Source organism: Pseudomonas pharyngis, assembly GCF_021602345.1.
GTDB classification, from domain to species: Bacteria; Pseudomonadota; Gammaproteobacteria; order Pseudomonadales; family Pseudomonadaceae; genus Aquipseudomonas; species Aquipseudomonas pharyngis.
The window spans coordinates 678,240-703,978 of record NZ_BQID01000001.1 but is presented as its reverse complement, the minus strand read 5'-3'; the positions used below and the strand labels follow the sequence as shown (position 1 = coordinate 703,978).

At 60.0% G+C, this 25,739-nt stretch carries 24 protein-coding genes; 14 read left to right on the top strand and 10 right to left on the bottom strand.

The features are described 5' to 3' along the window. Positions 1–260 precede the first annotated feature (260 nt). The 3 genes from tsaC to L6D74_RS03190 all read right to left on the bottom strand — a co-directional run bounded on the left by tsaC (position 261) and on the right by L6D74_RS03190 (position 3,078). Positions 261–818 carry an L-threonylcarbamoyladenylate synthase type 1 TsaC gene (gene tsaC, locus L6D74_RS03200; RefSeq protein ID WP_085612492.1) on the bottom strand — a complete coding sequence of 186 codons (558 nt, stop codon included), beginning with the start codon at positions 816–818 and terminating at the stop codon, positions 261–263. Positions 819–872: 54 nt separating this feature from the next. After that, the gene (gene dprA, locus L6D74_RS03195; protein ID WP_236187648.1) at positions 873–1,973 is read right to left on the bottom strand and encodes a DNA-processing protein DprA; all 1,101 of its coding nucleotides are present in this window, start codon (positions 1,971–1,973) and stop codon (positions 873–875) included. 79 nt (positions 1,974–2,052) lie between these two features. Then, positions 2,053–3,078: a LysM peptidoglycan-binding domain-containing protein gene (locus tag L6D74_RS03190; protein ID WP_064592411.1), complete on the bottom strand. Its 1,026-nt coding sequence runs from the start codon at positions 3,076–3,078 to the stop codon at positions 2,053–2,055. 169 nt (positions 3,079–3,247) lie between these two features. On the opposite strand from L6D74_RS03190, the gene def reads away from it, so the two are divergent. The 5 genes from def to L6D74_RS03165 are packed head-to-tail and all read left to right on the top strand — an operon-like array spanning position 3,248 to position 7,811. After that, a complete protein-coding gene (gene def / locus L6D74_RS03185) occupies positions 3,248–3,754 on the top strand; it encodes a peptide deformylase (RefSeq protein ID WP_007954104.1) in 507 nt (168 codons plus the stop codon). A gap of 56 nt (positions 3,755–3,810) precedes the next feature. Then, the gene (gene fmt, locus L6D74_RS03180; protein WP_074689778.1) at positions 3,811–4,770 is read left to right on the top strand and encodes a methionyl-tRNA formyltransferase; all 960 of its coding nucleotides are present in this window, start codon (positions 3,811–3,813) and stop codon (positions 4,768–4,770) included. After that, on the top strand, positions 4,767–6,077 hold the full coding sequence (gene rsmB / locus L6D74_RS03175) for a 16S rRNA (cytosine(967)-C(5))-methyltransferase RsmB (protein ID WP_236187647.1): 1,311 nt from the start codon (positions 4,767–4,769) through the stop codon (positions 6,075–6,077). The genes fmt and rsmB overlap by 4 nt, the downstream gene beginning before the upstream one ends. Positions 6,078–6,099: 22 nt before the next feature. Continuing rightward, positions 6,100–7,476: a Trk system potassium transporter TrkA gene (trkA, locus tag L6D74_RS03170; RefSeq protein WP_064592408.1), complete on the top strand. Its 1,377-nt coding sequence runs from the start codon at positions 6,100–6,102 to the stop codon at positions 7,474–7,476. A 20-nt stretch (positions 7,477–7,496) separates the two neighbouring features. Next, on the top strand, positions 7,497–7,811 hold the full coding sequence (locus L6D74_RS03165; RefSeq protein ID WP_236187646.1) for a tetratricopeptide repeat protein: 315 nt from the start codon (positions 7,497–7,499) through the stop codon (positions 7,809–7,811). 51 nt (positions 7,812–7,862) lie between these two features. On the opposite strand, the gene L6D74_RS03160 is transcribed toward L6D74_RS03165, so the two are convergent. Both L6D74_RS03160 and tag read right to left on the bottom strand, forming a co-directional pair. Then, a complete protein-coding gene (locus L6D74_RS03160) occupies positions 7,863–8,750 on the bottom strand; it encodes a lysophospholipid acyltransferase (protein ID WP_085748012.1) in 888 nt (295 codons plus the stop codon). A 40-nt stretch (positions 8,751–8,790) separates the two neighbouring features. After that, entirely contained in the window at positions 8,791–9,348 is a 558-nt protein-coding gene (gene tag / locus L6D74_RS03155; RefSeq protein ID WP_064592405.1) for a DNA-3-methyladenine glycosylase I, read from the bottom strand. Positions 9,349–9,429: 81 nt separating this feature from the next. On the opposite strand from tag, the gene glyQ reads away from it, so the two are divergent. From glyQ to L6D74_RS03135, 4 genes are all read left to right on the top strand, one after another. Beyond that, the gene (gene glyQ, locus L6D74_RS03150) at positions 9,430–10,383 is read left to right on the top strand and encodes a glycine--tRNA ligase subunit alpha (RefSeq protein WP_003187265.1); all 954 of its coding nucleotides are present in this window, start codon (positions 9,430–9,432) and stop codon (positions 10,381–10,383) included. Continuing rightward, on the top strand, positions 10,380–12,434 hold the full coding sequence (gene glyS / locus L6D74_RS03145) for a glycine--tRNA ligase subunit beta (RefSeq protein ID WP_039764947.1): 2,055 nt from the start codon (positions 10,380–10,382) through the stop codon (positions 12,432–12,434). Before glyQ ends, glyS begins: the two co-directional genes overlap by 4 nt. A 4-nt stretch (positions 12,435–12,438) precedes the next feature. Then, entirely contained in the window at positions 12,439–12,978 is a 540-nt protein-coding gene (gmhB, locus tag L6D74_RS03140) for a D-glycero-beta-D-manno-heptose 1,7-bisphosphate 7-phosphatase (RefSeq protein WP_166742338.1), read from the top strand. An 82-nt stretch (positions 12,979–13,060) separates the two neighbouring features. After that, a complete protein-coding gene (locus tag L6D74_RS03135; RefSeq protein ID WP_103385812.1) occupies positions 13,061–13,840 on the top strand; it encodes a lysophospholipid acyltransferase family protein in 780 nt (259 codons plus the stop codon). Positions 13,841–13,997: 157 nt separating this feature from the next. Here the strand turns inward: L6D74_RS03135 and L6D74_RS03130 are convergent, their stop codons facing one another. Next, on the bottom strand, positions 13,998–15,539 hold the full coding sequence (locus L6D74_RS03130; protein ID WP_236187645.1) for a sensor histidine kinase: 1,542 nt from the start codon (positions 15,537–15,539) through the stop codon (positions 13,998–14,000). Positions 15,540–15,705: 166 nt separating this feature from the next. Between L6D74_RS03130 and L6D74_RS03125 the strand changes: the two genes are divergently transcribed. After that, a complete protein-coding gene (locus L6D74_RS03125) occupies positions 15,706–16,422 on the top strand; it encodes a response regulator transcription factor (protein WP_064592400.1) in 717 nt (238 codons plus the stop codon). Positions 16,423–16,484: 62 nt separating this feature from the next. On the opposite strand, the gene gyrB is transcribed toward L6D74_RS03125, so the two are convergent. The 4 genes from gyrB to dnaA are packed head-to-tail and all read right to left on the bottom strand — an operon-like array spanning position 16,485 to position 22,692. After that, positions 16,485–18,902 carry a DNA topoisomerase (ATP-hydrolyzing) subunit B gene (gene gyrB / locus L6D74_RS03120; protein WP_011331734.1) on the bottom strand — a complete coding sequence of 806 codons (2,418 nt, stop codon included), beginning with the start codon at positions 18,900–18,902 and terminating at the stop codon, positions 16,485–16,487. A 5-nt stretch (positions 18,903–18,907) separates the two neighbouring features. Continuing rightward, positions 18,908–20,011 carry a DNA replication/repair protein RecF gene (gene recF / locus L6D74_RS03115; protein WP_003220208.1) on the bottom strand — a complete coding sequence of 368 codons (1,104 nt, stop codon included), beginning with the start codon at positions 20,009–20,011 and terminating at the stop codon, positions 18,908–18,910. A 14-nt stretch (positions 20,012–20,025) separates the two neighbouring features. Next, entirely contained in the window at positions 20,026–21,129 is a 1,104-nt protein-coding gene (dnaN, locus tag L6D74_RS03110; RefSeq protein WP_011331733.1) for a DNA polymerase III subunit beta, read from the bottom strand. Between the two features lie 39 nt (positions 21,130–21,168). Continuing rightward, entirely contained in the window at positions 21,169–22,692 is a 1,524-nt protein-coding gene (gene dnaA / locus L6D74_RS03105) for a chromosomal replication initiator protein DnaA (protein ID WP_085647154.1), read from the bottom strand. A 567-nt stretch (positions 22,693–23,259) separates the two neighbouring features. Between dnaA and rpmH the strand changes: the two genes are divergently transcribed. The 4 genes from rpmH to yidC are packed head-to-tail and all read left to right on the top strand — an operon-like array spanning position 23,260 to position 25,735. Then, the gene (gene rpmH / locus L6D74_RS03100; RefSeq protein WP_003213577.1) at positions 23,260–23,394 is read left to right on the top strand and encodes a 50S ribosomal protein L34; all 135 of its coding nucleotides are present in this window, start codon (positions 23,260–23,262) and stop codon (positions 23,392–23,394) included. 16 nt (positions 23,395–23,410) lie between these two features. Then, positions 23,411–23,812, top strand: a complete 402-nt coding sequence (gene rnpA, locus L6D74_RS03095) for a ribonuclease P protein component (protein WP_236187697.1) — start codon at positions 23,411–23,413, stop codon at positions 23,810–23,812. Then, a complete protein-coding gene (gene yidD, locus L6D74_RS03090; RefSeq protein WP_010465488.1) occupies positions 23,805–24,050 on the top strand; it encodes a membrane protein insertion efficiency factor YidD in 246 nt (81 codons plus the stop codon). Before rnpA ends, yidD begins: the two co-directional genes overlap by 8 nt. Before the next feature lie 2 nt (positions 24,051–24,052). Further along, positions 24,053–25,735 carry a membrane protein insertase YidC gene (yidC, locus tag L6D74_RS03085; protein WP_197868967.1) on the top strand — a complete coding sequence of 561 codons (1,683 nt, stop codon included), beginning with the start codon at positions 24,053–24,055 and terminating at the stop codon, positions 25,733–25,735. Positions 25,736–25,739 lie beyond the last annotated feature (4 nt).

Here is a 25,739-nt window from a genome sequence, read left to right as displayed (position 1 = left end):
AGCCGTTAACTTTTCGAAGTTTTCTGAGCGCATTGAAATAATGAATGGTTTTAGAAAAATCGCCACTGTGTGGCTTCTGAGAATAACGTCGGAAAAATTACAACAATTGAATACTTAAAGATTCATCTGACGTAGAAAGGAGAAATTCAAAGCAAAAACCGGGCTGTAACTTCAGCCATATGAAGGAAAAATCGTAGACGCGCGTAGTACTCCTCGCCATGGAAGCCGAGGAGTACTCACAGAATCAACCAAGGGTGATATCAGGCCGGGCGCACGATCTTGCCGGTGGCCAGATCCCGAATCAGACTCGGATTCTTGCGACCGCCAAGCGCTCCGCCAAGCACCAGATCGACCTGACCACGGAAATACTGCTCGACCCGCAAGCGCGTGCGCGCTGCCGGCCGCCCCTGCGGATTGGCCGACGTCGAAATCAACGGCCCTACCAGCGAGCACAGATCCCGCACCTGCGGATGATCGCTGACCCGCAGCGCCACGGTGTCATGCACCCCGGTCACCCACTCTGGCAACAGGTTCTGGTGCGGCACCAGCCAGGTGTTCGGGCCCGGCCAGGTGCTGGCCATGCGGTCGATCCAGTCCTGCGGGAAATCCTCGAACAGAAAATCGAACTGACGAATGTTGTCGGCGACGAGGATCAAGCCCTTGTCCACCGAACGGTTCTTGATCGCCAGCAGGCGATCCACCGCTTCTTCATTCCAAGGATCGCACCCCAGCCCCCAGACGGCTTCGGTTGGATAGGCAATCACCGCCCCGGCGCGAACCTCTCGTGCGGCTTGTTGCACACGCCAACTGTTGACCATGAAAAACTCTCCGCAAACAGGTTTCGCGCAGTTTACCGATCTTCAATGTAAAACCTAGCTTACGCGCGCAAACCAGCGGCCGTTTTCGCACACGGCGCGGCCATCCATCTCCAGTTCGGTCAATGCCGCCAGCACTTTGGGCAACGCCCAGCCACTGCTGTCGGCCAGACCCTCGCTGGTGTGCGGTGCGGCGTGCAACAGATCCAGTAGAGGATGATCGGGATCCGGCGCCGAAGCGGACAGCGGCAACTGCTGCCAGCCGCGCAGGGCTTCGAGAATATGCTCGATGGTTTCCACCAACACGGCTCCGTCACGTATCAGTTGATGACAGCCCCGAGCGCCGGGGTGATGGATCGAACCCGGAATGGCGTACACCTCGCGCCCCTGTTCCGCCGCCAGCCGTGCGGTGATCAAGGAACCGCTGGCGACACTGGCCTCGACCACCAGCACGCCGAGGGACAAGCCGCTGATGATGCGGTTGCGTCTCGGGAAGTTGCTCGCCGTCGGCCCGGTGTCCAGAGGAAATTCCGAAAGCACCGCACTGCCGGACGCAATCATCGCGTCCGCCAGCCGACGGTTGCGCTGTGGATAAAAGTTTTCCAGGCCGGTACCGAGCACGCCGACCGTTTGCCCACCGACATCCACAGCGGCTTGATGCGCCGCCGCATCGATGCCCAGCGCCAGGCCACTGGTGATGACAAATCCGGCCCCCGCGAGACTGCGGGAAAATGCAGCGGCAGTGTCCATGCCCGGACGGGAAGCGCGGCGACTGCCGACCATCGCCAGTTGCGGTTTTTCCAGAATCCGCGGGTCGCCAGCGACGAACAGCAGGGGCGGAGGGTCAGGAATCTGCGCCAGCAAGGCCGGGTAATCCGCTTGGTCCCACATCAGTAAATGTTGATCCGGACGCTCTAGCCAGCGCAATGCGTGGCTGGCGCCGTCGCGAACTTCAGAACAGCGTCGGGCCTCGGCGCAAGCCGCCGGCAAACCCAGCGAGCGCCAGGCGCTGGCCGGCGCGCCGATCGCCTTCGAGGCGCAGCCGAAGGCTTCGAGCAATTTGGTGAAACGCTTGGGACCGATTTCCGGCAAGCGGTGCAGGCGCAGGCGCGCTTCCAGTTCTGCCGGCGAAACCGACGGGGAGACAGGCATCATCATGGATCATCCTTGACCGTTATAAGGCCCGAACCTTTCGGAACAAGCTGTGGATAACTCTGTTGGTAACTTGTGAAGCCAGCTAAGGATTTCGCACCTTGTCCAGCACCGCCAGCGAGCGCGATGCGTTCAGCACGAGGCCGTAACTGAGTTTGTCGTAGGTGCGGAACACCATCAGCAATCCGGCACGTTCATCCGGGATTTTCAGCGGCTGGCCGGTGATCCGGTCGCGCACGGTTTCCCCGGTTTTCATCACCACCAGCACGTTGCCTTCGGCCAGACCGTCGCGTTTGCCTTTGTTCAGGGTCACCACGTCCATCGCGCCGATCTGCGTGACGCCGCGCGGCACATCGATGATCAGGCCGTTGATGTCGGTGGAGGGCGCGCTGGGCATGAAGGTCGAGTTGATCGAACGCTCTTCGCCGCTGAACAAGCGGTCGCCGAGGCGCACTTCCTGGGTCGTGCGTTGCAGGGCGAGGGTGGCGACGTCGCCTTCGGTGGCGACGATCTCACCACCGCCGATGTCGTCGGCGTTGATCCCCAGAAACTCCTTGCTCTGCGGATCGGTGTAGACCTTGCCCTGGCGGAAGATGCCGTAGACCGGCTGGTTCGGATCGAAATGGCCACGGGCGAAGATCCGGTCACCGGTGCCGCTGAGCACCCGTTCGGCATCGCCGGCGACGATGTACGGCGCCTTGTCGAAGTCCTCGACCTTGTCGACGATGCGGTTGCTCAGCAGAAAGCTGTTGATCGATTTGAGCGGAATGCTCGGAATCGCATCGGCCACCGGACTGGTGCGGATGCGCGGCGACAGCTTGATGGTGCCGCGTGACTCGCCGCGATTGACGGTCAGGCGCGGCTGGCCGTTGACGTAACTGAGCGTCAGCGTGTCGCCCGGATAGATCAGGTTGGGGTTTTCGATCTGCGGATTGGCCCGCCACAACTGCGGCCACTGCCAGGGTTCGCGCAAATATTTACCGGAGATGTCCCAGAGCGTATCCCCCGAAACCACCGTGTATTGCTGTGGAAAACCTTCCTTGAGTTGCACTTGCCCGTGCGCGGTACTGGCCGAGGCCAGAAACAGCAGGGCGAGTAGTGATTTCCTCATGCGGTGAATCCCTTTATTATGTGCGTTCGCGTGAAACGCCAGAGCCCCCGTGGCTCGCTCCCTGCTCTATGCTGAAAATCAAGGAGCTACGTTTCACAACGGTAGCCTGCATCTTCGGACCCGCCAGGCCATCGCCCGACTTTACCTCACACGTGCAGCAATCAAGCTTATGGCCATTTTGAACATCCTCGAATTTCCGGACCCGCGTCTGCGCACTATCGCCAAACCTGTGGCTGTAGTGGACGACGAAGTGCGTCAGCTGGTCGATGACATGTTTGAAACAATGTATGAAGCGCCGGGCATCGGCCTTGCCGCGACCCAGGTCAACGTGCACAAACGTATCGTCGTGATGGACCTTTCCGAAGACCGCACCGAACCGCGGGTGTTCATCAACCCCGAGTTCGAATCGCTGACCGACGAAATGGAGCAATACCAGGAAGGTTGCCTCTCGGTGCCGGGTTTCTATGAAAACGTTGACCGCCCGCAGAAGGTCAAAATCAAGGCTCTGGACCGTGACGGCAAGCCTTACGAACTGATCGCCGAAGGCCTGCTCGCAGTATGCATCCAGCATGAATGCGACCACCTCAACGGCAAGTTGTTCGTCGATTACCTGTCCACGCTCAAACGCGACCGGATCAAGAAGAAACTGGAAAAGCAGCACCGCCAGAACGCTTGATGCCCCTCTCCAAAGGCTTGCTGCGGCAAGCCTTTTTCTTTTTATGAGACTCCCCCATGACTGAGCCACTGCGCATCGTTTTTGCCGGCACCCCGGAATTCGCCGCCGAACACCTCAAGGCCCTGCTGGACAGCCCTTACGAGATCGTTGCGGTCTACACCCAACCGGATCGTCCGGCCGGTCGTGGGCAAAAACTGATGCCGAGCCCGGTCAAACAGCTCGCCCTGGAAAACAATATCCAGGTGTTGCAGCCGCCGACCCTGCGCAACGCTGACGCTCAAGCCGAGCTCGCTGCGCTGAAGCCTGACTTGATGGTGGTGGTCGCCTACGGCCTGATCCTGCCGCAAGCGGTGCTGGATATTCCGCGCCTGGGCTGCATCAACAGCCACGCCTCGCTGCTGCCGCGCTGGCGCGGTGCGGCGCCGATCCAGCGCGCCGTGGAAGCGGGCGATGCCGAGAGCGGCGTGACCGTGATGCGCATGGAAGCAGGCCTCGATACCGGGCCGATGCTGCTCAAGGTCGTCACCCCGATCAGCGCCGAAGACACTGGCGGCAGCCTTCACGATCGCCTGGCCGAAATGGGCCCGCCCGCCGTGGTGCAGGCGATTGCCGGTCTGGCCGCCGGCACCCTGGAAGGCGAAGTGCAGAACGATGAGCTCGCCACCTACGCGCACAAACTGAACAAGGACGAAGCACGCCTCGACTGGAGCCGACCGGCCGTTGAGCTGGAACGTCTGGTCCGCGCCTTCAATCCATGGCCGATCACCCACAGCACGCTCAACGGAGAAGCGCTGAAAGTGCTGGCGGCGACACTGGCCGAAGGCAAAGGCGCACCGGGCACCATCCTCGGCGCCAGCAAGGACGGTCTGCTCGTCGCTTGCGGCGAACAGGCGCTGTGCCTGACCCGCCTGCAATTGCCCGGCGGCAAGGCGCTGAACTTCAGCGATCTGTTCAACAGCCGTCGTGAGAAATTCGCCACCGGCACCGTGCTGGGCGCAGCGGTGGACGCGCAATGAACCCGCGTCTGGCCGCCGCCAAGGCACTCGCCGCTGTCCTCAGCGGCAAGGCTTCGCTCAACAGCTCCCTGCCGACACAACTGGACAAGGTCGACGATCGCGATCGCGGTTTCACCCAGGACCTCGCGTTCGGCACCGCCCGTTGGCAGCCACGCTTGTCGGCGCTGGCAGAAAAACTGCTGCAGAAGCCGTTCAAGGCAGCCGACGCCGATGTCGAGGCGCTGCTGCTCGTCGGTCTCTACCAGTTGCTCTACACCCGCGTCCCGCCACACGCCGCCATCGGCGAAACCGTCGGTTGCGCCGACAAGCTGAAAAAGCCGTGGGCCAAAGGTTTGCTCAACGCCGTACTGCGCAATGCGCAGCGCGAACATGAGGCGATCTTCGCCGAACTGGAACGCGATCCGGTGGTGCGCACCGCTCACCCGCGCTGGCTGCAAAAATCCCTGAAGGCCTTCTGGCCTGAGCAATGGGAAGCGATCTGCGAAGCCAACAACGCGCATCCGCCGATGATCCTGCGGGTCAATCGCCGTCATCACAGCCGCGATGCCTACCTGAGTCTGCTGACTGAAGCGGGTATCGCCGCACAGCCATGCACCTTCAGCCGCGACGGCATCATCCTCGACACTGCCGCCGACGTACGCAGCCTGCCGGGCTTCGCCGAAGGCTGGATCAGCGTACAGGACGAAGCCGCGCAACTGGCCGCCGACCTGCTCGACCTCGCGCCGGGCCAGCGAGTGCTGGACGCCTGCTGCGCGCCGGGCGGCAAGACCTGCCACATCCTCGAAGCCGAACCGGCACTGACCGGCGTGGTGGCGGTGGACCTGGAAGCCAAGCGGCTGGTGCGAGTGAAGGAAAACCTCGAACGTCTCGGTCTGAGCGCCGAACTGATCGCCGCCGACGGTCGCGACACGGCAGCGTGGTGGGACGGCAAACCGTTCCAGCGCATCCTGCTCGACGCGCCATGCTCGGCCACCGGGGTGATTCGCCGTCATCCGGACATCAAGCTGACCCGTCAGGCCGACGACATCGCCGCCCTCGCGCACCTGCAAGGCGAGTTGCTCGACGCGATGTGGAAAACCCTCGAAGTGGGCGGCATCCTGCTCTACGCCACCTGCTCGACCTTGCCGACCGAAAACACCGAAGTCATCGCTGCGTTCCTTGAGCGTACGCCGGGCGCGCGGGAGCTGGATCTGGCCACCGCCGCCGGGATCAAGCAGCCCCATGGTCGCCAATTGCTGGCCCAGCAGGGCGGGCATGACGGGTTCTACTACGCCAAGCTGATCAAGATCGCTGCCGCGCGCGGCTAAACGGATTCAATGGAGTGATTGGATGAAAATCATCATCCTCGGTGCGGGACAGGTCGGCGGTTCGCTGGCTGAACATCTGGCCAGCGAGGCCAATGACATCACGGTGGTCGACACTGACGGCGACCGTCTGCGCGATCTTGGCGATCGCCTCGACATCCGCACCGTGCAGGGCCGAGGCTCGCTGCCGAACATTCTGCGTCAGGCCGGTGCCGACGACGCCGACATGCTGGTCGCGGTGACCAACAGCGACGAAACCAACATGGTTGCCTGTCAGGTCGCTCACACCCTGTTCCACACCCCGACCAAGATTGCCCGGGTGCGCGAAGCGTCTTATCTGACCCGCGAGGAGCAGCTGTTCCAGAACGAGGCGATTCCGGTCGACGTGCTGATCAGTCCCGAGCAGGTCGTCACCAACTACATCAAGCGTCTGATCCAGCATCCCGGTGCCTTGCAGGTGATCGATTTCGCCGAAGGCCAGGCACAACTGGTCGCGGTGCGCGCCTACTACGGCGGGCCGCTGGTAGGCCAGCAGCTGCGCCAGTTGCGCGAACACATGCCGAATGTGGAAACACGGGTGGCCGCGATTTTCCGCCGCGATCGACCGATTCTTCCCCAGGGCGACACGGTGATCGAGGCCGACGACGAAGTCTTCTTCATCGCCGCCCGTGCGAACATTCGCGCGGTGATGAGCGAAATGCGCCGGCTAGACGAAAGCTACAAGCGCATCGTCATCGCCGGTGGCGGGCAGATCGGCGAACGGCTGGCCGAGGCCATCGAAAGCCGCTATCAGGTGAAGATCATCGAGATGAATCCGGCGCGCTGTCGTTATCTCTCCGATACCCTCGACAGCACCGTGGTGTTGCAGGGCAGCGCGTCGGATCGCGACCTGCTGCTGGAAGAGAACATCGCCGACGCCGACATCTTCCTCGCCCTGACCAACGATGACGAAGCCAACATCATGTCGTCGCTGCTGGCCAAGCGCCTGGGCGCGAAGAAGGTGATGACGATCATCAACAACCCGGCCTACGTGGACCTGATCCAGGGCGGTGACATCGACATCGCCATCAGCCCGCAACTGGCAACCATCGGCACCTTGCTGGCGCATGTGCGGCGCGGCGATATCGTCAGCGTGCACTCATTGCGCCGTGGCGCGGCGGAAGCCATCGAAGCGGTGGCCCACGGAGATTCGAAGTCGAGCAAGGTGATCGGCAAGACCATCGAAAACATTGCGCTGCCGCCGGGAACCACCATTGGCGCGATCATCCGCGATGAAGAAGTGATCATCGCCCATGGCGACACGGTGATTGCCGCCGGCGACCATGTGATTCTGTTCCTTGTGGATAAAAAGCATATTCGCGATGTGGAGAAGCTGTTCCACGTGGGCCTGAGTTTCTTCTGACCGACCAAGAGGCGAGACCGATGATCGAATCCCTGGAAAAAATGCTCGCCAAGGGTGTGGATAACTCGCTGCTGCGCTTCGGCTTGGGCAAGGGTTATCTGGATCAGGGGGAGAACACGAAGGCGGCCGAGCATTTCCAGCATTGCGTCGGCTTTGATCCGAAGTATTCGGCGGCGTGGAAGCTGTTGGGCAAGGCGCAACTGGCGCTGGGTGATCTGGCGGCTGCGCGGCAGGCGTGGGAGCAGGGGCTGGAAGCCGCCCGGGCCCATGGCGACAAGCAGGCCGAAAAGGAAATGACGGTGTTTCTGAAGAAGCTGGATCGGCGGAAGCCATGACGGCTGTGGATAACCCGTTTGTTCAGGTTATCCACAAACACCCATCGCCGATCAGTACCAGCGCGCCTCGCCCGGCGGACGCTTCTTGAAGCGTTTCATGCTCCACATGTACTGGCTCGGATAAGCCGCCACATAACGCTCGACGACTTTACTCATCGCCGCGCAGGAGGTTTCGGTGTCGGTGCTGTACATGGCTTCTGGGGCTGCTTCCAGGATCACCTTGTAGCCGGAACCGTCCGGTAGACGCAGGGCATGCAGGAACACGCCGACGGCCTTGCCACCAGCCAGCATGTTTGGCACGAACTTGCTGGTCAGGGCCTGGGTGGCGAAGAACGGCACGAAGATCCCGGCGGATTCGGCCGGCTCCGGGTCTGCTGGAATCCCCACCTGACCGCCCTTGCGCACTTCCTTGATGACACTGAGGATGCCTTCCTTGGTCGACGCGGCGACTTTGTTGCCCAGTTGCACCCGCTGTTTGCGCAGCAATTCATCCACAGCCTTGAGCTTCGGCGGCCGATAGAAAATGATCGGTTTGCACTGGCTGCAATAGAAGTGGTTGAGCACTTCCCAGTTGCCCAGGTGACTGGTGATGCCAACCACGCCCTTGCCCGATGCCAGCGCTTCTTTCAGCACCTCGAGGCCTTCGACTTCGCGCACCAGGTCGATGGAACGCTGGGCCGGCCATATCCAGGCGCAGGCGCTTTCGGTCAGGGACTTGCCGATGTCTTTCAGGGTCTGGCCGACCAGACGCTCGCGTTCGGCCGGGTCCATCTGGGGAAAACATTTGGCCAGGTTGATCCGCACCACATCGCGGGAACGGTTGGGGGTTTTCCACATGATCCAGCCGATTGCCGAACCCACGGCCTGCACGGCCCGCCACGGCAGCAGGGCAAACAGCCGCAGAGCGCCAACCAGCATGGCGCCTTTAAACTTTTCCACAGGTCACTCCTGATCTTGTGCTGTGCGCGAGGCGGCCATTCTAACCGCCGTTGACGAGCTGCGCGTAGCGGTCGCAGTCCTGAGTGTGATCCATGACCATGCCCGAGGCCTGCATCAGCGCGTAGCAGATGGTCGGACCGACGAAGGTGAAACCGGCCTTTTTCAGGCCCTTGCTCATGGCCACGGCTTGCGGGGTGATCGCCGGGACTTCGCTGCGATCCTTGAAATGATTGATCACCGGGCGGTTATCCACAAACGACCAGAGGAAGGCCACCGGATCCTCCAGCGCCAGCCAGGCCTGGGCGTTGCGCCGGGCGGCATTGAGTTTGAGGCGATTGCGGATGATTCCCGGATCGAGCATCAATTCATCGATTTCCGCGTCGCTCATTTGCGCCACGCGCTGTACGTCGAAGCCGAACAACACCTCGCGATATCGCTCGCGCTTGCGCAGCACGGTGATCCACGACAGCCCGGCCTGGAACCCTTCGAGCAAAAGCAACTCGAACAAACCCTGCGCATCGCGTAGCGGCGTACCCCACTCCTGATCGTGGTAAGCCATGTACAGCGGATCTTCGTTGCACCAAAAGCAGCGTGGCATAAGGCTCCAGGGGGTGGAGGTGCGACTGAATCGGGTATACTCCCGCTCTTTAAATCGCAGCCCAAGAAACAGGTGAATTTCGTGAGCCAGCCTACGCCAGCCGTGCGTACCTTCCAAGACTTGATCCTCGCGCTCCAGCAGTACTGGGCCGAGCAAGGTTGTGTGGTACTTCAGCCCTACGATATGGAAGTAGGCGCCGGCACTTTCCACACCGCGACATTCCTGCGCGCCATCGGCCCGGAAACCTGGAACGCCGCCTACGTGCAGCCAAGCCGCCGTCCGACTGACGGCCGTTACGGCGAAAACCCGAACCGTCTGCAGCACTACTATCAGTTCCAGGTGGTTCTGAAACCGAACCCGGACAACTTCCAGGAACTGTACCTGGGCTCCCTCAAGCATGTCGGCCTGGACCCGCTGGTCCACGACATTCGCTTCGTCGAAGACAACTGGGAATCGCCGACCCTCGGCGCCTGGGGTCTGGGCTGGGAAGTCTGGCTGAACGGCATGGAAGTGACCCAGTTCACCTACTTCCAGCAAGCGGGCGGCATCGAGTGCTACCCGGTGACCGGCGAGATCACCTACGGTCTCGAGCGTCTGGCCATGTACCTGCAAGGCGTGGATTCGGTCTACGACCTGGTCTGGGCTGACGGTCCGTTCGGCAAAGTGACCTACGGCGACGTGTTCCACCAGAACGAAGTGGAGCAGTCCACCTACAACTTCGAACACGCCAACGTCGACAAGCTGTTCGAACTGTTCGACTTCTATGAAAGCGAAGCCAAGCGCCTGATCGAACTCGACCAGCCGCTGCCGTTGCCAAGCTATGAAATGGTCCTGAAGGCCTCGCACACCTTCAACCTGCTGGATGCGCGCCGGGCGATCTCGGTGACCGCGCGTCAGCAATACATTCTGCGCGTACGCACCCTGGCGCGTTCCGTCGCTCAAGCCTACCTGCTGGCCCGCGCCAAGCTGGGCTTCCCGATGGCAACCCCGGACCTGCGTGACGAAGTACTGGCCAAGCTGGAGGCTGCACAATGAGTGCTCAAGATTTTCTGGTTGAACTGGGCACCGAAGAACTGCCACCCAAAGCCCTGAACACCCTGGCCGAAGCGTTCCTGGCCGGTATCGACAAGGGCCTGCAAGCCGCTGGCCTGAATTACGAGAGCAAAACCGTTTACGCCGCGCCGCGCCGTCTGGCTGTGCTGATCACTGCGCTGGCCACCCAGCAGCCGGATCGCAGCATCAACCTCGACGGCCCGCCGCGTCAGGCCGCGTTCGATGCCGAAGGCAACCCGACTCAAGCGGCACTGGGTTTTGCCAAGAAGTGCGGCGTCGAGTTGAGCGAAATCGACCAGAGCGGTCCGAAACTGCGCTACAGCCAGAACATCGCCGGCAAGCCGACCGCCAGCCTGCTGCCGACCATCGTCGAAGACTCGCTGAACGACCTGCCGATCCCGAAACGCATGCGTTGGGGGGCGCGCAAGGAAGAGTTCGTGCGTCCGACCCAGTGGCTGGTGATGCTGCTCGGCGACCAGGTCATCGACTGCACGATCCTCGCGCAGAAGGCTGGCCGTGAATCCCGTGGCCACCGTTTCCACCACCCGCAAAGCGTGCGCATCGGTTCGCCGTCGAGCTACCTGGCCGACCTGCGTGCCGCCTACGTGCTGGCCGATGCCAACGAGCGTCGCGAAATCATCGGCAAGCGCACCGAAGAACTGGCCACCCGTCAGGAAGGCACCGCGATCGTGCCTCCTGCGTTGCTCGACGAAGTGACCGCGCTGGTCGAGTGGCCGGTACCGCTGGTGTGCTCGTTCGAGGAACGCTTCCTCGACGTGCCGCAGGAAGCGCTGATCACCACCATGCAGGACAACCAGAAGTACTTCTGCCTGCTGGATGCCGACGGCAAGTTGCTGCCACGTTTCATCACTGTGGCCAACATCGAATCCAAAGACCCGCAGCAGATCATCGCCGGTAACGAGAAGGTGGTTCGCCCACGCCTGACCGACGCCGAGTTCTTCTTCAAGCAGGACAAGAAGCAGAAGCTCGAAGCGTTCAACGATCGCCTGCAGAACGTGGTGTTCCAGGAGAAACTCGGCAGCGTCTACGACAAGGCCGAGCGCGTGTCGAAACTGGCCGCGTACATCGCCGCACGCATCGGCGGCAACGCTTCGTGGGCTGCCCGTGCAGGCCTGCTGTCGAAGTGCGACCTGGCCACCGAAATGGTCGGCGAGTTCCCGGAGATGCAAGGTGTCGCCGGTTACTACTACGCCCTCAATGACGGCGAGCCGGAAGACGTCGCCCTGGCGCTGAACGAGCAGTACATGCCGCGCGGTGCCGGCGCTGAACTGCCTGCCACCCTGACCGGTGCGGCCGTGGCCATCGCCGACAAGCTCGACACCCTGGTCGGCATCTTCGGCATCGGCATGCTGCCGACCGGGAGCAAAGACCCGTATGCCCTGCGCCGTGCGGCATTGGGCGTGCTGCGGATCCTGATCGAGAAACAACTGGATCTGGACCTGAACGACGCCGTGGCGTTCGCCGTGAATGCCTTCGGTGCCAAGGTCAAGGCTGCCGGCCTGAACGACGCGGTGCTGGAGTTCATCTTCGACCGTCTGCGTGCGCGTTACGAAGACGAAGGCGTGGATGTCGCCACCTACCTGTCGGTGCGTGCCCTGAAGCCGGGTTCGGCGCTGGACTTCGACCAGCGTGTGCAAGCGGTTCAGGCCTTCCGCAAACTGCCGGAAGCGGCAGCGCTGGCGGCGGTGAACAAGCGCGTATCGAACCTGTTGAGCAAGGTGGAAGGCTCGGTGCCGACCGAAGTCCAGGCCAAATACTTCGACAACGCCAACGAGTTCTCGCTGTACTCGGCGATCCAGCAAGCGGACCAGGCTGTACAGCCAATGGCTGCGGCGCGTCAGTACAACGAATCGCTGGCACGTCTGGCTGCACTGCGCGAGCCGGTGGATGCGTTCTTCGACGCGGTGATGGTCAATGCCGACGACGCCAATGTGCGGGCCAACCGTTACGCGCTGCTGGCGCGTCTGCGGGGCCTGTTCCTGGGCGTTGCCGACATTTCGCTGCTGGGTTGAGGGATTGCTGTTGAAACTGCTGATTCTCGATCGGGACGGAGTGATCAATTACGACTCCGACGCTTACATCAAGTCGGTGGAGGAGTGGATTCCGCTGCCCGGCTCGATCGAAGCGATTGCGCAGTTGAGCAAGGCCGGCTGGACGGTGGCGGTCGCCACCAACCAGTCGGGCATTGCTCGCGGCTACTACGACCTCGCCACCCTCGATGCCATGCACGCGCGCCTGCGCACGCTGGTAGCGGAGCAGGGCGGTGAAGTCGGGCTGATCGTGTATTGCCCGCATGGACCGGATGAGGGTTGCGACTGCCGCAAGCCGAAACCGGGGATGTTGAAAACCATCGCACAGCATTACAACGTCGCGCTGACGAATGTCTGGTTCGTCGGCGACAGCCTTGGTGACCTGGAGGCCGCCAAAGCCGTCGATTCACAGCCCGTTTTGGTAAAGACCGGGAAAGGCGAAAAGACTCAGGCCAAGACCTTGCCGGTTGGCACCCTGATTTTTGACGATCTCGCGGCAATTGCCGCAGAACTTATCCACAACTAGAGTGCTTCTGAAGTTCCTGACCAGGGATTGATCGGGAGTGCGCTTGAACAGTCGGGCATTGCCCGTAACGGTAAACGTCGCCATGTCGATACTGCAGGCCATCAGAATCTTCCTCTTTTACCTGCTGCTGGGTACCACCGCTCTGCTGTGGTGCAGCCTGAGCTTTTTTATCGCGCCCTTTCTGCCGTTCAAGGCGCGCTATCGTTTCATCAACGTGTACTGGTGCCGCTGCGCCTTGTGGTTGACCAAGGTATTTCTCGGTATCCGTTACGAAGTCAAAGGCGCGGAAAACGTGCCTGACCGGCCCTGTGTGATTCAATCGAACCACCAGAGCACCTGGGAGACGTTTTTTCTCTCCGCTTATTTCTCGCCCTTGAGCCAGGTGCTCAAGCGTGAATTGCTGTACGTGCCGTTCTTCGGCTGGGCCATGGCCATGCTGCGACCGATCGCGATTGACCGCGACAACCCGAAAGCCGCCCTCAAGCAGGTGGCGGCGAAAGGTGACGAGCTGCTCAAGGACAATGTCTGGGTGCTGATCTTCCCTGAAGGCACTCGCGTTCCCCACGGCACCATCGGCAAGTTCTCCCGCAGTGGCAGCGCATTGGCGGTGAATGCGGGGCTTCCGGTACTGCCGATTGCACACAATGCCGGCAAGTTCTGGCCGAAAATCGGTTGGGGTAAAAAGCAGGGTGTGATTACCGTGGTCATCGGTGAGCCGATGTACGCCGAGGGTAGTGGCCCGCGCGCCATCGCCGATCTGAATGACCGGGTGCAGGCGTGGAACGAGAAAACACAACGAGAAATGGGCTCGCTGCCTCCGGCCCCTCAGGCACCGGCTGCGAACGATCAGATCGCTGTCTGAGATTTGTGGATAACCTGTGTACGGTTTGTTCGCAAAATCCCGAATTATCGAATTAACTCACTGATTTACTTATATATTTCCGAAGCTGATAAAACACCGTAAAAGGTGCATAAGTTTTTTTCGGAAGTAAGGAAACCGGCTGATATAGCCGGTTTTTTTATGCCTGCTCTTCAGCGATCAGTGGCAGTTCCAGAAGGAACGTCGTGCCTTGGTCAACCACACTCAGGCATTCGATCCGACCGCCGTGGTGATCGATCACAGCTTTGACCATCGAGAGCCCAAGCCCCACGCCATCGATACCCTGCGCAGAGGAAAACCGCCGGTACTGGCTGAACAGGTCAGGCAGTTCTTCTGCAGCGATTCCTTTGCCTTGATCGGACAGTTCACAACGCAGCCAGTCGTTGTCGCAACTGACACGCAGATTCACTGTGGATCCAGCCGGGCTGTACTTGATCGCATTTTCCAGCAGGTTGAACAGGGCGCGGGTCAACAAGCCTTGATCGGCCAAAATCAGACGCTCCTGTGATTGTTCGTCCATGTCGCTCAGGAGCTCGATGCGTTTTTGCTGAGCGATGGGCAACGCCTGATCCAGAACGTCCATGACCAGCATCCCGAACAGGCTCGGTTGAAACTGGTACGCCTCGGATTCCGCACGGGCCAGCAGAACGAAGCCGTCGGTGAGTTCCAGCGCCCGGCGTACCTGGCGCTCAATCTGTTCGAACAGTGGCGAATCCGTTCCCGCCTGATGTCGGTGCACATCGAGCAGGGCAAGAATCGCCGAATGGGGCGCGCGCAGGTCATGGGACAGGAAGCGCAGCAACACACCGCGCTGTTCCTCGGCGGCGCGTTCGGCGCTGAGGTCAGTGAGACTCAGGAGCCAGCCGATCGGCAGGTCGCCATCAACCGGCAACAATGCGGCGCGTTCCAGGCGCAGGCTACGTTCCTTGTGGTCACGAAACTCCAGCAGAGGCAGCTCGGACAGCGGCGGGTGTGGCTCTGTGGATAACTCCGGATAGCCCAGGCCCGCCAGTTGATCGAGCACATCCTCGCCCACCAGATTGTGATCGAACAGGCTCCGGGCCTTGCGGTTGCCCAACAAGACTTGCCCCCGTGGATCGCTGATCAGGGTCGCGACCGGCAGATACTCCAGCCCGTCGGCAATGAATCGGCGGGTATCGCGGGTACGGCTCATGGCTTGCTCAAGCGCCATGATCTGCCCCTGCAAGCGGTCGGCGCTGGGAAACTGCGCCCGACGCCGTTCGGGAAAGACTTTCGGTTCACTGTCCAGCCGCGCCAGCTCCCAGCCGAAGTAGGTCAGCACCACACTCAGGCGTCGCCAGTTCCAGATCAGATAACCGAATAACATGCCCAGCACCGCCGGCGTCGGCGACCACCAACGCCTCATCTCCGCCAGACCCGCACTGGTCAGCAGCACACAGGCCATCCCGCCCAATGTCAGCCAGAGTGCCAGACGCGGGCGCCACAGCAGCAACCCAAGTACGCACGCGACCAAGGCAACTGAAAGTCCCGCGCCCATCAACGGCGCCGGATCATGCAAATTGATCTGCGCACGCCAGGAAAGCAGTGCAGTCAGCGGCAACAGCACTAGACTTATCCACACCCACTCGCGCACCAGTTGCCGGAACAAACGCTGAACCTGGCTGGGTACGCGGCTTTCGCGTCGGCGGTGGTTATTCATGGGGAACAGGGCAGGGCGGGTTGAATGGTTTCATAGGCGGCCGGTCTGAGGACGTAGACCCGAAGAATCATAGCGGCTCACCCCTCGGCGTGCCGCTTACTTTCACTGCATGGAGTGAGCCGATCCGGTCGGCACCCATTGCCCGAGCGACAAGGAACCACCGCGTATGCGCGTTGCGATACTGGACGATGAACCCGCCGAACTGCGCCGGGTCGAGCAGACCCTGCAACAAATGGCCGAGGCCGGAGGACAGCCCTGGTCACTGCACAGCTTCGAAAGCGGTGAAGACCTGCTGCGACAGTTGCGCCGGGAAACCTTCGACCTGCTGATCCTCGACTGGCAACTGCCCGACCTCACCGGCCTGGCGCTGCTGCGCTGGACCCGCGAACACATGGAAGCCCCGCCGGCGGCCATCATGCTCACCAGCCGCGATGGCGAGAGCGATATCGTCCAGGCCCTGAATGCGGGTGCCGACGATTATGTCAGCAAGCCGTTTCGGCCCAATGAACTGAAGGCGCGCGTGGCGGCGGTATTGCGCCGGCACAGTCTGCAACGAAGCGCACCGGCCGAGGTTCTGCGTTTCAACGACCTGGTGTTCGACGACGCCGAACTCACCGTTACCCGCGACGGGAAACCGATTGTTATGACTGAACGTGAGTATCGCCTCGCCCATTGTCTGTTCAGCAACCTCGGCCGACCGCTTTCACGGGATTACCTTTACGAACGATTCTGGCCCCACGAAGAAATGTCCACGTCGCGACCGCTGGACACGCATATCTATCGCCTGCGCAACAAGCTCGGGCTGACGGCGGATCGGGGTTGGCAGTTGCTGACGATTTATGGGTATGGGTATCGGTTGGAGAGTGTGGCGGCAGGGGAGTGAATCGCAGGCAATAAAAAAGGCCAACGCAAATGCGTTGGCCTTTTCGTTGGCGCTGACCGGGATCAGAAATCCAGGTTGGACACCGCCAGGGCATTGCTCTCGATGAAGTCACGGCGAGGTTCGACCGCATCACCCATCAGGGTGTTGAAGATCTGGTCTGCGCCAATGGCGTCTTCGATGGTGACTTTCAGCATGCGGCGCACGCTTGGGTCCATGGTGGTTTCCCACAGCTGATCCGGGTTCATTTCGCCCAGACCTTTGTATCGCTGGATGGTGTGGCGCTTGGTGCTTTCGGCCATCAGCCAGTCCAGGGCTTCCTTGAACTCGGTGACCGCTTTCTTGCGCTCGCCGCGCTGGATGTACGCGCCTTCGTCGAGCAGGGTGCTCAGTTGAGCGCCGAGGGTGACGACGGTCTTGTAGTCGTTGCTGCCGAAGAAATCGCGGTTGAAGGTGACGTAGTTCGACAGGCCGTGGGAGATCAGTTCGACCTCTGGCAGCCACACGCCACGCTCGCGGTCTTCACGCAGGCTGGCCTTGTAGACCAGGCCCGACTTCTCGACGGTGCGCAGACGGACTTCGTACTGGGCCAGCCAGTCCTGCATCTTTGCGTGATCGCCGAGCATTTCCAGGCTGACGGCCGGCAGGTAGATGAAGTGCTCGGTCAGCTCCTGCGGGTACAGGCGCGACAGACGCTTGAGGGTCTTCATCACCATGCGGAAGTCATTCACCAGACGTTCCAGCGCTTCGCCGGAAATGCCCGGGGCGTCTTCGTTCAGGTGCAGGCTCGCATCTTCCAGGGCCGACTGCGTCATGTACTCTTCCATGGCGTCGTCGTCTTTGATGTATTGCTCTTGCTTGCCTTTCTTGACTTTGTACAGCGGCGGCTGGGCGATGTAGATGTAGCCGCGCTCGATCAGCTCAGGCAACTGACGGAAGAAGAAGGTCAGCAGCAGGGTACGGATGTGCGAACCGTCGACGTCAGCATCGGTCATGATGATGATGTTGTGATAGCGCAGCTTGTCGATGTTGTACTCTTCGCGACCGATGCCGCAGCCCAGCGCGGTGATCAGGGTGCCCACTTCCTGGGACGAGATCATCTTGTCGAAACGTGCTTTCTCGACGTTGAGGATCTTGCCCTTCAGCGGCAGGATGGCCTGGGTCTTGCGGTTACGTCCCTGCTTGGCAGAGCCGCCCGCGGAGTCACCTTCCACGAGGTACAGTTCGGACAGCGCCGGGTCTTTTTCCTGGCAGTCAGCGAGCTTGCCTGGCAGGCCGGCGATGTCCAGCGCGCCTTTACGGCGGGTCATCTCACGGGCCTTGCGCGCCGCTTCACGGGCACGGGCGGCGTCGATCATCTTGCCAACGACCAGTTTGGCTTCGTTCGGGTTTTCCAGCAGGAAGTCGGAGAAGTACTTGCCCATTTCCTGTTCGACCGCGGTCTTCACTTCGGAAGACACCAGCTTGTCTTTGGTCTGGGAGCTGAACTTCGGATCCGGCACCTTCACCGAGATGATCGCGGTCAGGCCTTCACGGGCATCGTCACCGGTGGTGGCGACTTTGTGCTTTTTCGCCAGACCTTCCTGCTCGATGTAGTTGTTCAGGTTACGCGTCAGCGCGGAACGGAAGCCCACCAGATGGGTGCCGCCGTCGCGCTGCGGAATGTTGTTGGTGAAGCACAACAGGTTCTCGTTGAAGCTGTCGTTCCACTGCAGGGCGATTTCCACGCCGATGCCGTCTTCACGCTGGATGTTGAAGTGGAACACCTGGTTGACCGCAGTCTTGTTGGTGTTCAGGTATTCAACGAACGCACGCAGGCCGCCTTCGTACTTGAACAGCTCTTCCTTGCCGCTGCGCTCATCCTTGAGGACGATGCCGACACCGGAGTTGAGGAAGGACAGTTCACGAATGCGCTTGGCCAGGATGTCCCAGCTGAAGTGAATGTTCTTGAAGGTTTCGCTGGAAGCCTTGAAATGAATCTGGGTACCGGTGGTTTCGCTGTCGCCAACGATCGCCATCGGTGCCTGAGGTACGCCGTGGACGTAGGTCTGTTCCCAGATCTTGCCGCTGCGGCGAACGGTCAGGACCAGCTCTTCGGACAGCGCGTTCACAACCGAAACGCCTACACCGTGCAGACCGCCGGATACCTTGTAGGAGTTGTCGTCGAACTTACCGCCGGCGTGGAGGACGGTCATGATGACCTCGGCGGCGGAAACGCCTTCCTCTTTGTGCACGTCTACCGGGATGCCACGGCCGTTGTCTTTAACGGTGATGGACTCATCCGGGTGGATGATGATGCTGATGTCGTCGCAGTGGCCGGCGAGCGCTTCGTCGATCGAGTTGTCGACCACCTCGAACACCATGTGGTGCAGACCGCTGCCATCGTCGGTGTCACCAATGTACATACCGGGACGTTTGCGCACGGCATCCAGGCCTTTCAGCACTTTAATGCTCGATGAGTCGTACGTATTTTCTTCGCTCAATGCCTTCACTCCCGATGGTCGTGGGTCTGGGTGATACGGCCCTGTTCCACGTGGAACAGAGCGACTGGCGTTTCCGTCTGCCAGCCTTCCCTCAATAATTCGTGATCTACACAGGTGATAAAAACCTGGCAGCGTAAGTCTTCCAGCAAGCGGCACAGCGCGCGACGGTGGCTCTCGTCCAGCTCGGACGGCAAGTCATCCACCAGATAAATACACTGGCCGCGTCGGGCCTGGCTCACCAGATGCCCCTGGGCAATCCGCAAGGCACAGACCACCAACTTCTGCTGACCCCGGGACAAGATGTCCGCGGCGTTGTGGGCGCCCAATCTAAGACGCAAGTCAGCCCGCTGTGGCCCAGCCTGGGTATGACCCATCTGCTGGTCCCGTTGCACGGATCCGGCGAGTACAGCGCTCAATTCCCGGTCTTTGTCCCAGCCTCGGTAATAGCTGAGCGTCAAACCTTCGAGCTCAACCAGTTCGCTCAAGGTTTGTTCAAAGACTGGTTTCAAGGCTTTGATGTAAGCGCGGCGGTATTCATCGATTTCAGCGCTGGCCTGACACAGTTCCCTGTCCCAAACCGCTTGCGAAACGGCGTCAAGTGTACCATGCCGCAGCCAGGAGTTTCTCTGGCGCAAGGCCTTCTGCAAACGCTGCCAAGTGGCCATGAACCGCGGTTCGACGTGGAACACGCCCCAGTCGAGAAACTGCCGGCGAATCTTCGGCGCGCCTTCCAGCAGGCGGAAGCTGTCGGGGTTGATCAACTGCAGCGGCAGGATCTCCGCCAGTTGTGCCGCACTGCGGGCATTCTGACCGTCAATGCGAATCTGGAACTCGCCCTGACGATCGCGAGATATCCCCAATGCACTATGGCCACCCTCGGCAAGTTCAACCTGACCGAATACGGTGCAGGCGAGTTGTTCGTACTGGATGACCGGCAACAGCCGCGTGCTACGAAACGAACGGGCAAGCCCCAGCAGGTGAATGGCTTCCAGAACACTGGTTTTGCCGCTGCCGTTGGCGCCGTAAAGAATGTTGATTCGGGGAGAGGGGGAGAAGGTCACCGGGTGCAGATTGCGCACCGCGGTGACCGAGACGCGACTTAGCGACATCCAGAGTCAGCTGATTACAGACGCATCGGCATGACAACGTAAGCCGAATCGTCGTTGTCGGACTCCTGCACCAGCGCACTGCTGTTGGAGTCGGACAGGATCAGACGAACCTGCTCGGTGGTCATCACGCCCAGCACGTCGAGCAGATAGCTGACGTTGAAGCCGATTTCCAGGGAGCCGCCGTTGTATTCCACGCCTACTTCTTCTTCCGCTTCTTCCTGCTCCGGGTTGTTGGCCTGGATCTTCAACTGACCGCTAGCCAGTTGCAGACGGATACCGCGGTACTTCTCGTTGGACAGAATCGCGGTACGGCTGAACGCTTCACGCAGCGCCTGACGATCGCCCAGTACCAATTTGTCGCCGCCTTTCGGCAGAACACGCTCGTAGTCCGGGAACTTGCCGTCGACCAGCTTGGAGGTGAAGGTGAATTCGCCGGTGGTCGCGCGGATGTGGTGCTGGCCCAGCACGATGCTGACATTGCCATCCGGCTCGGTGAGCAGACGTGCCAGTTCGAGAATACCTTTACGCGGCACAATCACCTGATGGCGATCCTGCTGGCCGATGTCGGCCTGCATCGAGCACATGGCCAGACGGTGACCGTCGGTGGCCACGGCACGGATCACACCGGTCGACACTTCCAGCAACATACCGTTGAGGTAGTAACGCACGTCCTGTTGAGCCATGGCGAAACTGGTGCGTTCGATCAGGCGACGCAGCTTGCTCTGTTCCAGGCTGGTGGTCAGCGAACCCGGGCCTTCTTCCACAGTCGGGAAATCGTTGGCCGGCAGGGTCGACAGGGTGAAACGGCTACGGCCGGCTTTCACCACCAGCTTCTGCTCGTCGACCTTGATGTCGATCAGCGCATCGTTCGGCAGGCTCTTGCAGATGTCCATCAGCTTGCGCGCCGGCACGGTGATGGAACCTGTTTCAGCCGGCTCCTCGAGTTGCACGCGACCGACCAGCTCGACTTCCAGGTCGGTACCGGTCAGCGACAGTTGCTGGCCATCGACAACCAGCAGCACGTTGGACAGTACCGGCAAGGTCTGTCGGCGCTCGACGACGCCTGCGACCAGTTGCAGGGGTTTCAACAGGGCTTCGCGTTGAATGGTGAAATGCATGGTCTAGTCCCTTGCCTTAATAAGCTGCGCTGGTGTTCATCAAGTGGTCAGTGTACGCAGCAGGTTCTTGTAGTCCTCGCGGATGTCCGCGTCGGATTCCTTAAGTTCATTGATCTTGCGGCAGGCGTGCAACACGGTCGTGTGGTCGCGACCGCCAAACACATCGCCGATTTCCGGCAGGCTGTGGTTGGTCAGTTCCTTGGACAATGCCATGGCCACCTGACGCGGACGAGCGACCGAACGCGAGCGGCGTTTGGACAGCAAGTCGGAGATCTTGATCTTGTAGTACTCGGCGACGGTGCGCTGAATGTTATCCACAGAGACCAGTTTGTCCTGCAACGCCAACAGGTCTTTCAGGGATTCGCGAATCAACTCGATGGTGATGTCGCGGCCCATGAAGTGCGAGTGGGCGATCACGCGTTTCAGCGCGCCTTCCAGCTCACGGACGTTGGAGCGAATGCGCTGGGCAATGAAGAACGCCGCATCGTGTGGCAACTCGACCTTGGCCTGGTCGGCCTTCTTCATCAAGATCGCTACGCGGGTTTCCAGCTCCGGCGGCTCGACGGCAACCGTCAGGCCCCAGCCGAAGCGGGATTTAAGGCGCTCTTCAAGGCCTTCGATTTCTTTCGGGTAGCGGTCACTGGTGAGGATGACCTGCTGGCCACCTTCAAGCAGGGCGTTGAAGGTGTGGAAAAACTCTTCCTGGGAACGTTCCTTGCGGGCGAAGAACTGAATGTCGTCGATCAGCAGGGCGTCCACCGAACGGTAGAAACGCTTGAACTCGTTGATCGCGTTCAGTTGCAGCGCCTTGACCATGTCGGCCACGAAACGCTCGGAATGCAGGTACACGACCTTGGCATTCGGGTTCTTCTTTAATAGATGGTTACCCACCGCGTGCATCAAGTGCGTCTTACCCAGACCCACGCCCCCATAAAGGAAGAGCGGGTTGTAGCCGTGCTTCGGGTTGTCTGCCACCTGCCAGGCCGCCGCACGGGCGAGCTGGTTGGATTTACCTTCGACGAAGTTTTCAAAGGTGAAGGTGCGATTCAGATAGCTGGTGTGTTTGAGCGCGCCTTCGACCTGCACAGTGCGCTGTTCGGCACGAACCGGGGCCTGTTGCGAAGCGGCACCAGCCATCGGATCGAAGCTGTCACGGGACGGCTCTTCACTGATTTCTTCGGTTTTCTGCGTCGAGCGCTTGGTCGGTGCAGGCGTGGGAGCTGGCGCTGGAACGCTGGCCGGCGCGGCATTGGCCTGAGCCTGGGACACTTGCGCAGCAGCCAATGGCGCATTCGGTGCGGCACGCGGCGCCGAACTGCGTTTGCTGCCTATTAATAAGGAGAGCGACGGTGCCAGACCGTTGCCATGCTCATCCAGCAGTTCAAGGACGCGCCCCAGGTACTTTTCGTTGACCCAGTCCAGAACAAAACGGTTCGGTGCGTAGACGCGCAACTCGTCGCCTTCGGCTTCGACCTGTAGTGGACGGATCCAGGTGTTGAATTGTTGGGCAGGCAGCTCTTCGCGCAAAAGCTCCACGCACTGCTGCCAAAGTTCCACTGACACGGATATCCCCTAAGTTGAAAGCCGGTGAGGCAAAAACAAGCGGCCATTGTAGCGGCCAGTCGTCCACTTATCCACATGCAGGTTGCCCGGTGGACATGATTTATCAATACGTTAAACGAGAAAAAGGCGACCGACGGTGTGTGCATAAGCTCTGTGGATAACCCTATCTGAGCACACTGGACAACTGGGGGCGAAACTCGGTGGATAACCATTCTGTGGATAACAACCCATTCCACACACAGGTTATCCGACAGCGCAGCACAGGCTGAACACGGTTTTCCACTGTAGTTGTCATTCTCTGTACATCACTTGAAACAAGGCCTTGAGCCAGTTATCCACAGACAGCGGGGTTCCTAGCTTTTACAAGCTTTACAGAAAAGCTTTAAATAATTCCCTTCTTTATTTTTATCTCTGGCAAACGGGTAATCAGGTCCTGGACGCTCTGAAGATCTATTTATAAGGAAACGTTGGTTGGAAATTGACCTATTGGCTTGCTTTCTCTAGAATCCCCGGTCTCTTAAAACGGGGGCCATTCCGGCCCGTTGTGGACGAACCAGGTAACACGACATGAAACGTACTTTCCAACCAAGCACTATCAAACGCGCTCGTACCCACGGTTTCCGTGCTCGCATGGCTACCAAGAACGGTCGTGCCGTACTGTCGCGTCGTCGCGCCAAAGGCCGCGCACGTCTGGCAGTTTGATAATCCGGCACTGGAGGTGAGTCAGGACTTCAGTCGGGAAAAGCGTCTGCTTACACCCCGGCATTTCAAGGCAGTCTTTGACTCCCCTACCGGCAAGGTTCCGGGGAAAAATCTCCTGCTCCTTGCGCGCAACAACGATCTCGATCACCCCCGTCTCGGGCTGGTTATCGGGAAAAAGAGCGTCAAGCTCTCCGTCGAGCGCAATCGCCTCAAACGTCTTATGCGCGAATCGTTTCGCCTGCACCAGGATTCACTGGTCGGCTGGGACATCGTTATCGTCGCGCGCAAAGGTTTGGGTGACGTAGAAAACCCCGAATTGATTCAGCATTTCGGCAAACTCTGGAAACGTCTGGCACGCAACAAGCCGGTACCAGGAGTCAAAACCGAAACTGTAGGGGTAGACAGTCCAGATGCGTAAACTGGCACTCGTTCCGATCCAGTTTTATCGCTACGCCATTAGTCCCCTGATGGCCAGTCACTGTCGTTTCTACCCCAGTTGTTCTTGCTACGCGTATGAAGCCATCGAAAATCATGGCCTTCTGCGCGGTGGCTGGCTGACCTTTCGTCGTTTAGGTCGCTGTCATCCGTGGAATCCCGGTGGTTATGACCCGGTTCCACCTATCCCTACCTCCCGTTCTTCTTCGATGGCCGAGTAATCATGGATATCAAACGCACGATCCTGATCGTCGCCCTGGCAATCGTGTCCTACGTCATGGTCCTTAAATGGAACCAGGACTATGGCCAGGCTGCCCTGCCGACTCAGAATGTTGCTTCCAGTACGACTACATCCGGTTTGCCGGACACCGCCACTGGCAATAATGCTGCTGCCAGTGACGATATTCCGCGCGCCGCAAGCGATACCAGCGCACCTGCCGAAACGCCGGTCGCCGCCAGCAAGGATCTGATCCAGATCAAGACCGACGTGCTCGATCTGTCGATCGATCCACAAGGTGGTGATGTTGCCCAACTGACCTTGCCGCTGTATCCACGTCGTCAGGATCGTCCGGACGTTCCGTTCCAGCTGTTCGACAACGGTGGTGAACGTACTTATCTGGCACAGAGCGGTCTGATTGGCACCAACGGTCCGGATGCAAACCCGGCCGGTCGTCCGATCTACTCCTCGGAGAAGAAGACTTATCAACTGGCTGACGGTCAGGACCAACTGGTCGTCGACCTGAAGTTCAGCAAGGACGGCGTCAATTACATCAAGCGTTTCACTCTGAAACGTGGCCTGTATGACGTGACCGTGACTTATCTGATCGACAACCAGAGCGCTCAGCCCTGGTCCGGTTCGATGTTCGCCCAGCTGAAACGCGATGCCAGCGCCGATCCTTCGTCCACAACTGCAACCGGTACCGCGACGTACCTGGGCGCCGCCCTGTGGACAAGTTCCGAGCCGTACAAGAAAGTGTCCATGAAGGACATGGACAAAGCTCAGCTCAAGGAAACCGTCACCGGTGGTTGGGTAGCCTGGCTGCAACACTACTTCGTGACTGCATGGGTTGCTCCGAAGGGCGAAAACAACATCGTCCAGACCCGTAAAGACAGCAAAGGCAACTACATCATCGGTTACACCGGTCCTTCGCTGACCGCTGCACCGGGTGCGAAAGTCGAGACCAGCGCTGTTCTTTACGCCGGTCCGAAAAGCCAGGCGGTGCTGAAAGAGTTGTCCCCAGGTCTGGAACTGACTGTCGACTACGGCATTCTGTGGTTCATTGCCCAGCCAATCTTCTGGCTGCTGCAACATATCCACAGCATCGTCGGCAACTGGGGCTGGTCGATCATCTTCCTGACCATGCTGATCAAAGGGATCTTCTTCCCTCTGTCGGCCGCCAGCTACAAGTCGATGGCCCGCATGCGCGCCGTGGCTCCGAAACTGGCTGCACTGAAAGAGCAACATGGCGATGACCGGCAGAAAATGTCGCAAGCCATGATGGAGCTGTACAAGAAAGAGAAGATCAATCCGCTGGGTGGCTGCTTGCCGATCCTGGTGCAGATGCCGGTTTTCCTTTCCCTGTACTGGGTTCTGCTGGAAAGCGTGGAAATGCGCCAGGCGCCATTCATGCTGTGGATTACCGACCTGTCGATCAAGGATCCGTTCTTCATCCTGCCGATCATCATGGGCGCGACCATGTTCATCCAGCAGCGTCTGAACCCTACACCTCCGGATCCGATGCAGGCCAAGGTGATGAAAATGATGCCGATCATCTTCACCTTCTTCTTCCTGTGGTTCCCGGCAGGTCTGGTGCTGTACTGGGTTGTGAACAACTGCCTGTCGATTGCCCAACAGTGGTACATCACGCGTAAGATCGAAGCGGCGACGAAAAAAGCCGAGGCGTAACTTA

Coding starts and splice junctions, on each gene's coding strand:
- tsaC (WP_085612492.1), bottom strand. CDS start 818: ATGGTCAACAGTTGGCGTGTGCAACAAGCCGCACGAGAGGTTCGCGCC.
- dprA (WP_236187648.1), bottom strand. CDS start 1,973: ATGATGATGCCTGTCTCCCCGTCGGTTTCGCCGGCAGAACTGGAAGCG.
- L6D74_RS03190 (WP_064592411.1), bottom strand. CDS start 3,078: ATGAGGAAATCACTACTCGCCCTGCTGTTTCTGGCCTCGGCCAGTACC.
- def (WP_007954104.1), top strand. CDS start 3,248: ATGGCCATTTTGAACATCCTCGAATTTCCGGACCCGCGTCTGCGCACT.
- fmt (WP_074689778.1), top strand. CDS start 3,811: ATGACTGAGCCACTGCGCATCGTTTTTGCCGGCACCCCGGAATTCGCC.
- rsmB (WP_236187647.1), top strand. CDS start 4,767: ATGAACCCGCGTCTGGCCGCCGCCAAGGCACTCGCCGCTGTCCTCAGC.
- trkA (WP_064592408.1), top strand. CDS start 6,100: ATGAAAATCATCATCCTCGGTGCGGGACAGGTCGGCGGTTCGCTGGCT.
- L6D74_RS03165 (WP_236187646.1), top strand. CDS start 7,497: ATGATCGAATCCCTGGAAAAAATGCTCGCCAAGGGTGTGGATAACTCG.
- tag (WP_064592405.1), bottom strand. CDS start 9,348: ATGCCACGCTGCTTTTGGTGCAACGAAGATCCGCTGTACATGGCTTAC.
- glyS (WP_039764947.1), top strand. CDS start 10,380: ATGAGTGCTCAAGATTTTCTGGTTGAACTGGGCACCGAAGAACTGCCA.
- L6D74_RS03135 (WP_103385812.1), top strand. CDS start 13,061: ATGTCGATACTGCAGGCCATCAGAATCTTCCTCTTTTACCTGCTGCTG.
- L6D74_RS03130 (WP_236187645.1), bottom strand. CDS start 15,539: ATGAATAACCACCGCCGACGCGAAAGCCGCGTACCCAGCCAGGTTCAG.
- L6D74_RS03125 (WP_064592400.1), top strand. CDS start 15,706: ATGCGCGTTGCGATACTGGACGATGAACCCGCCGAACTGCGCCGGGTC.
- recF (WP_003220208.1), bottom strand. CDS start 20,011: ATGTCGCTAAGTCGCGTCTCGGTCACCGCGGTGCGCAATCTGCACCCG.
- dnaN (WP_011331733.1), bottom strand. CDS start 21,129: ATGCATTTCACCATTCAACGCGAAGCCCTGTTGAAACCCCTGCAACTG.
- rpmH (WP_003213577.1), top strand. CDS start 23,260: ATGAAACGTACTTTCCAACCAAGCACTATCAAACGCGCTCGTACCCAC.
- yidD (WP_010465488.1), top strand. CDS start 23,805: ATGCGTAAACTGGCACTCGTTCCGATCCAGTTTTATCGCTACGCCATT.
- yidC (WP_197868967.1), top strand. CDS start 24,053: ATGGATATCAAACGCACGATCCTGATCGTCGCCCTGGCAATCGTGTCC.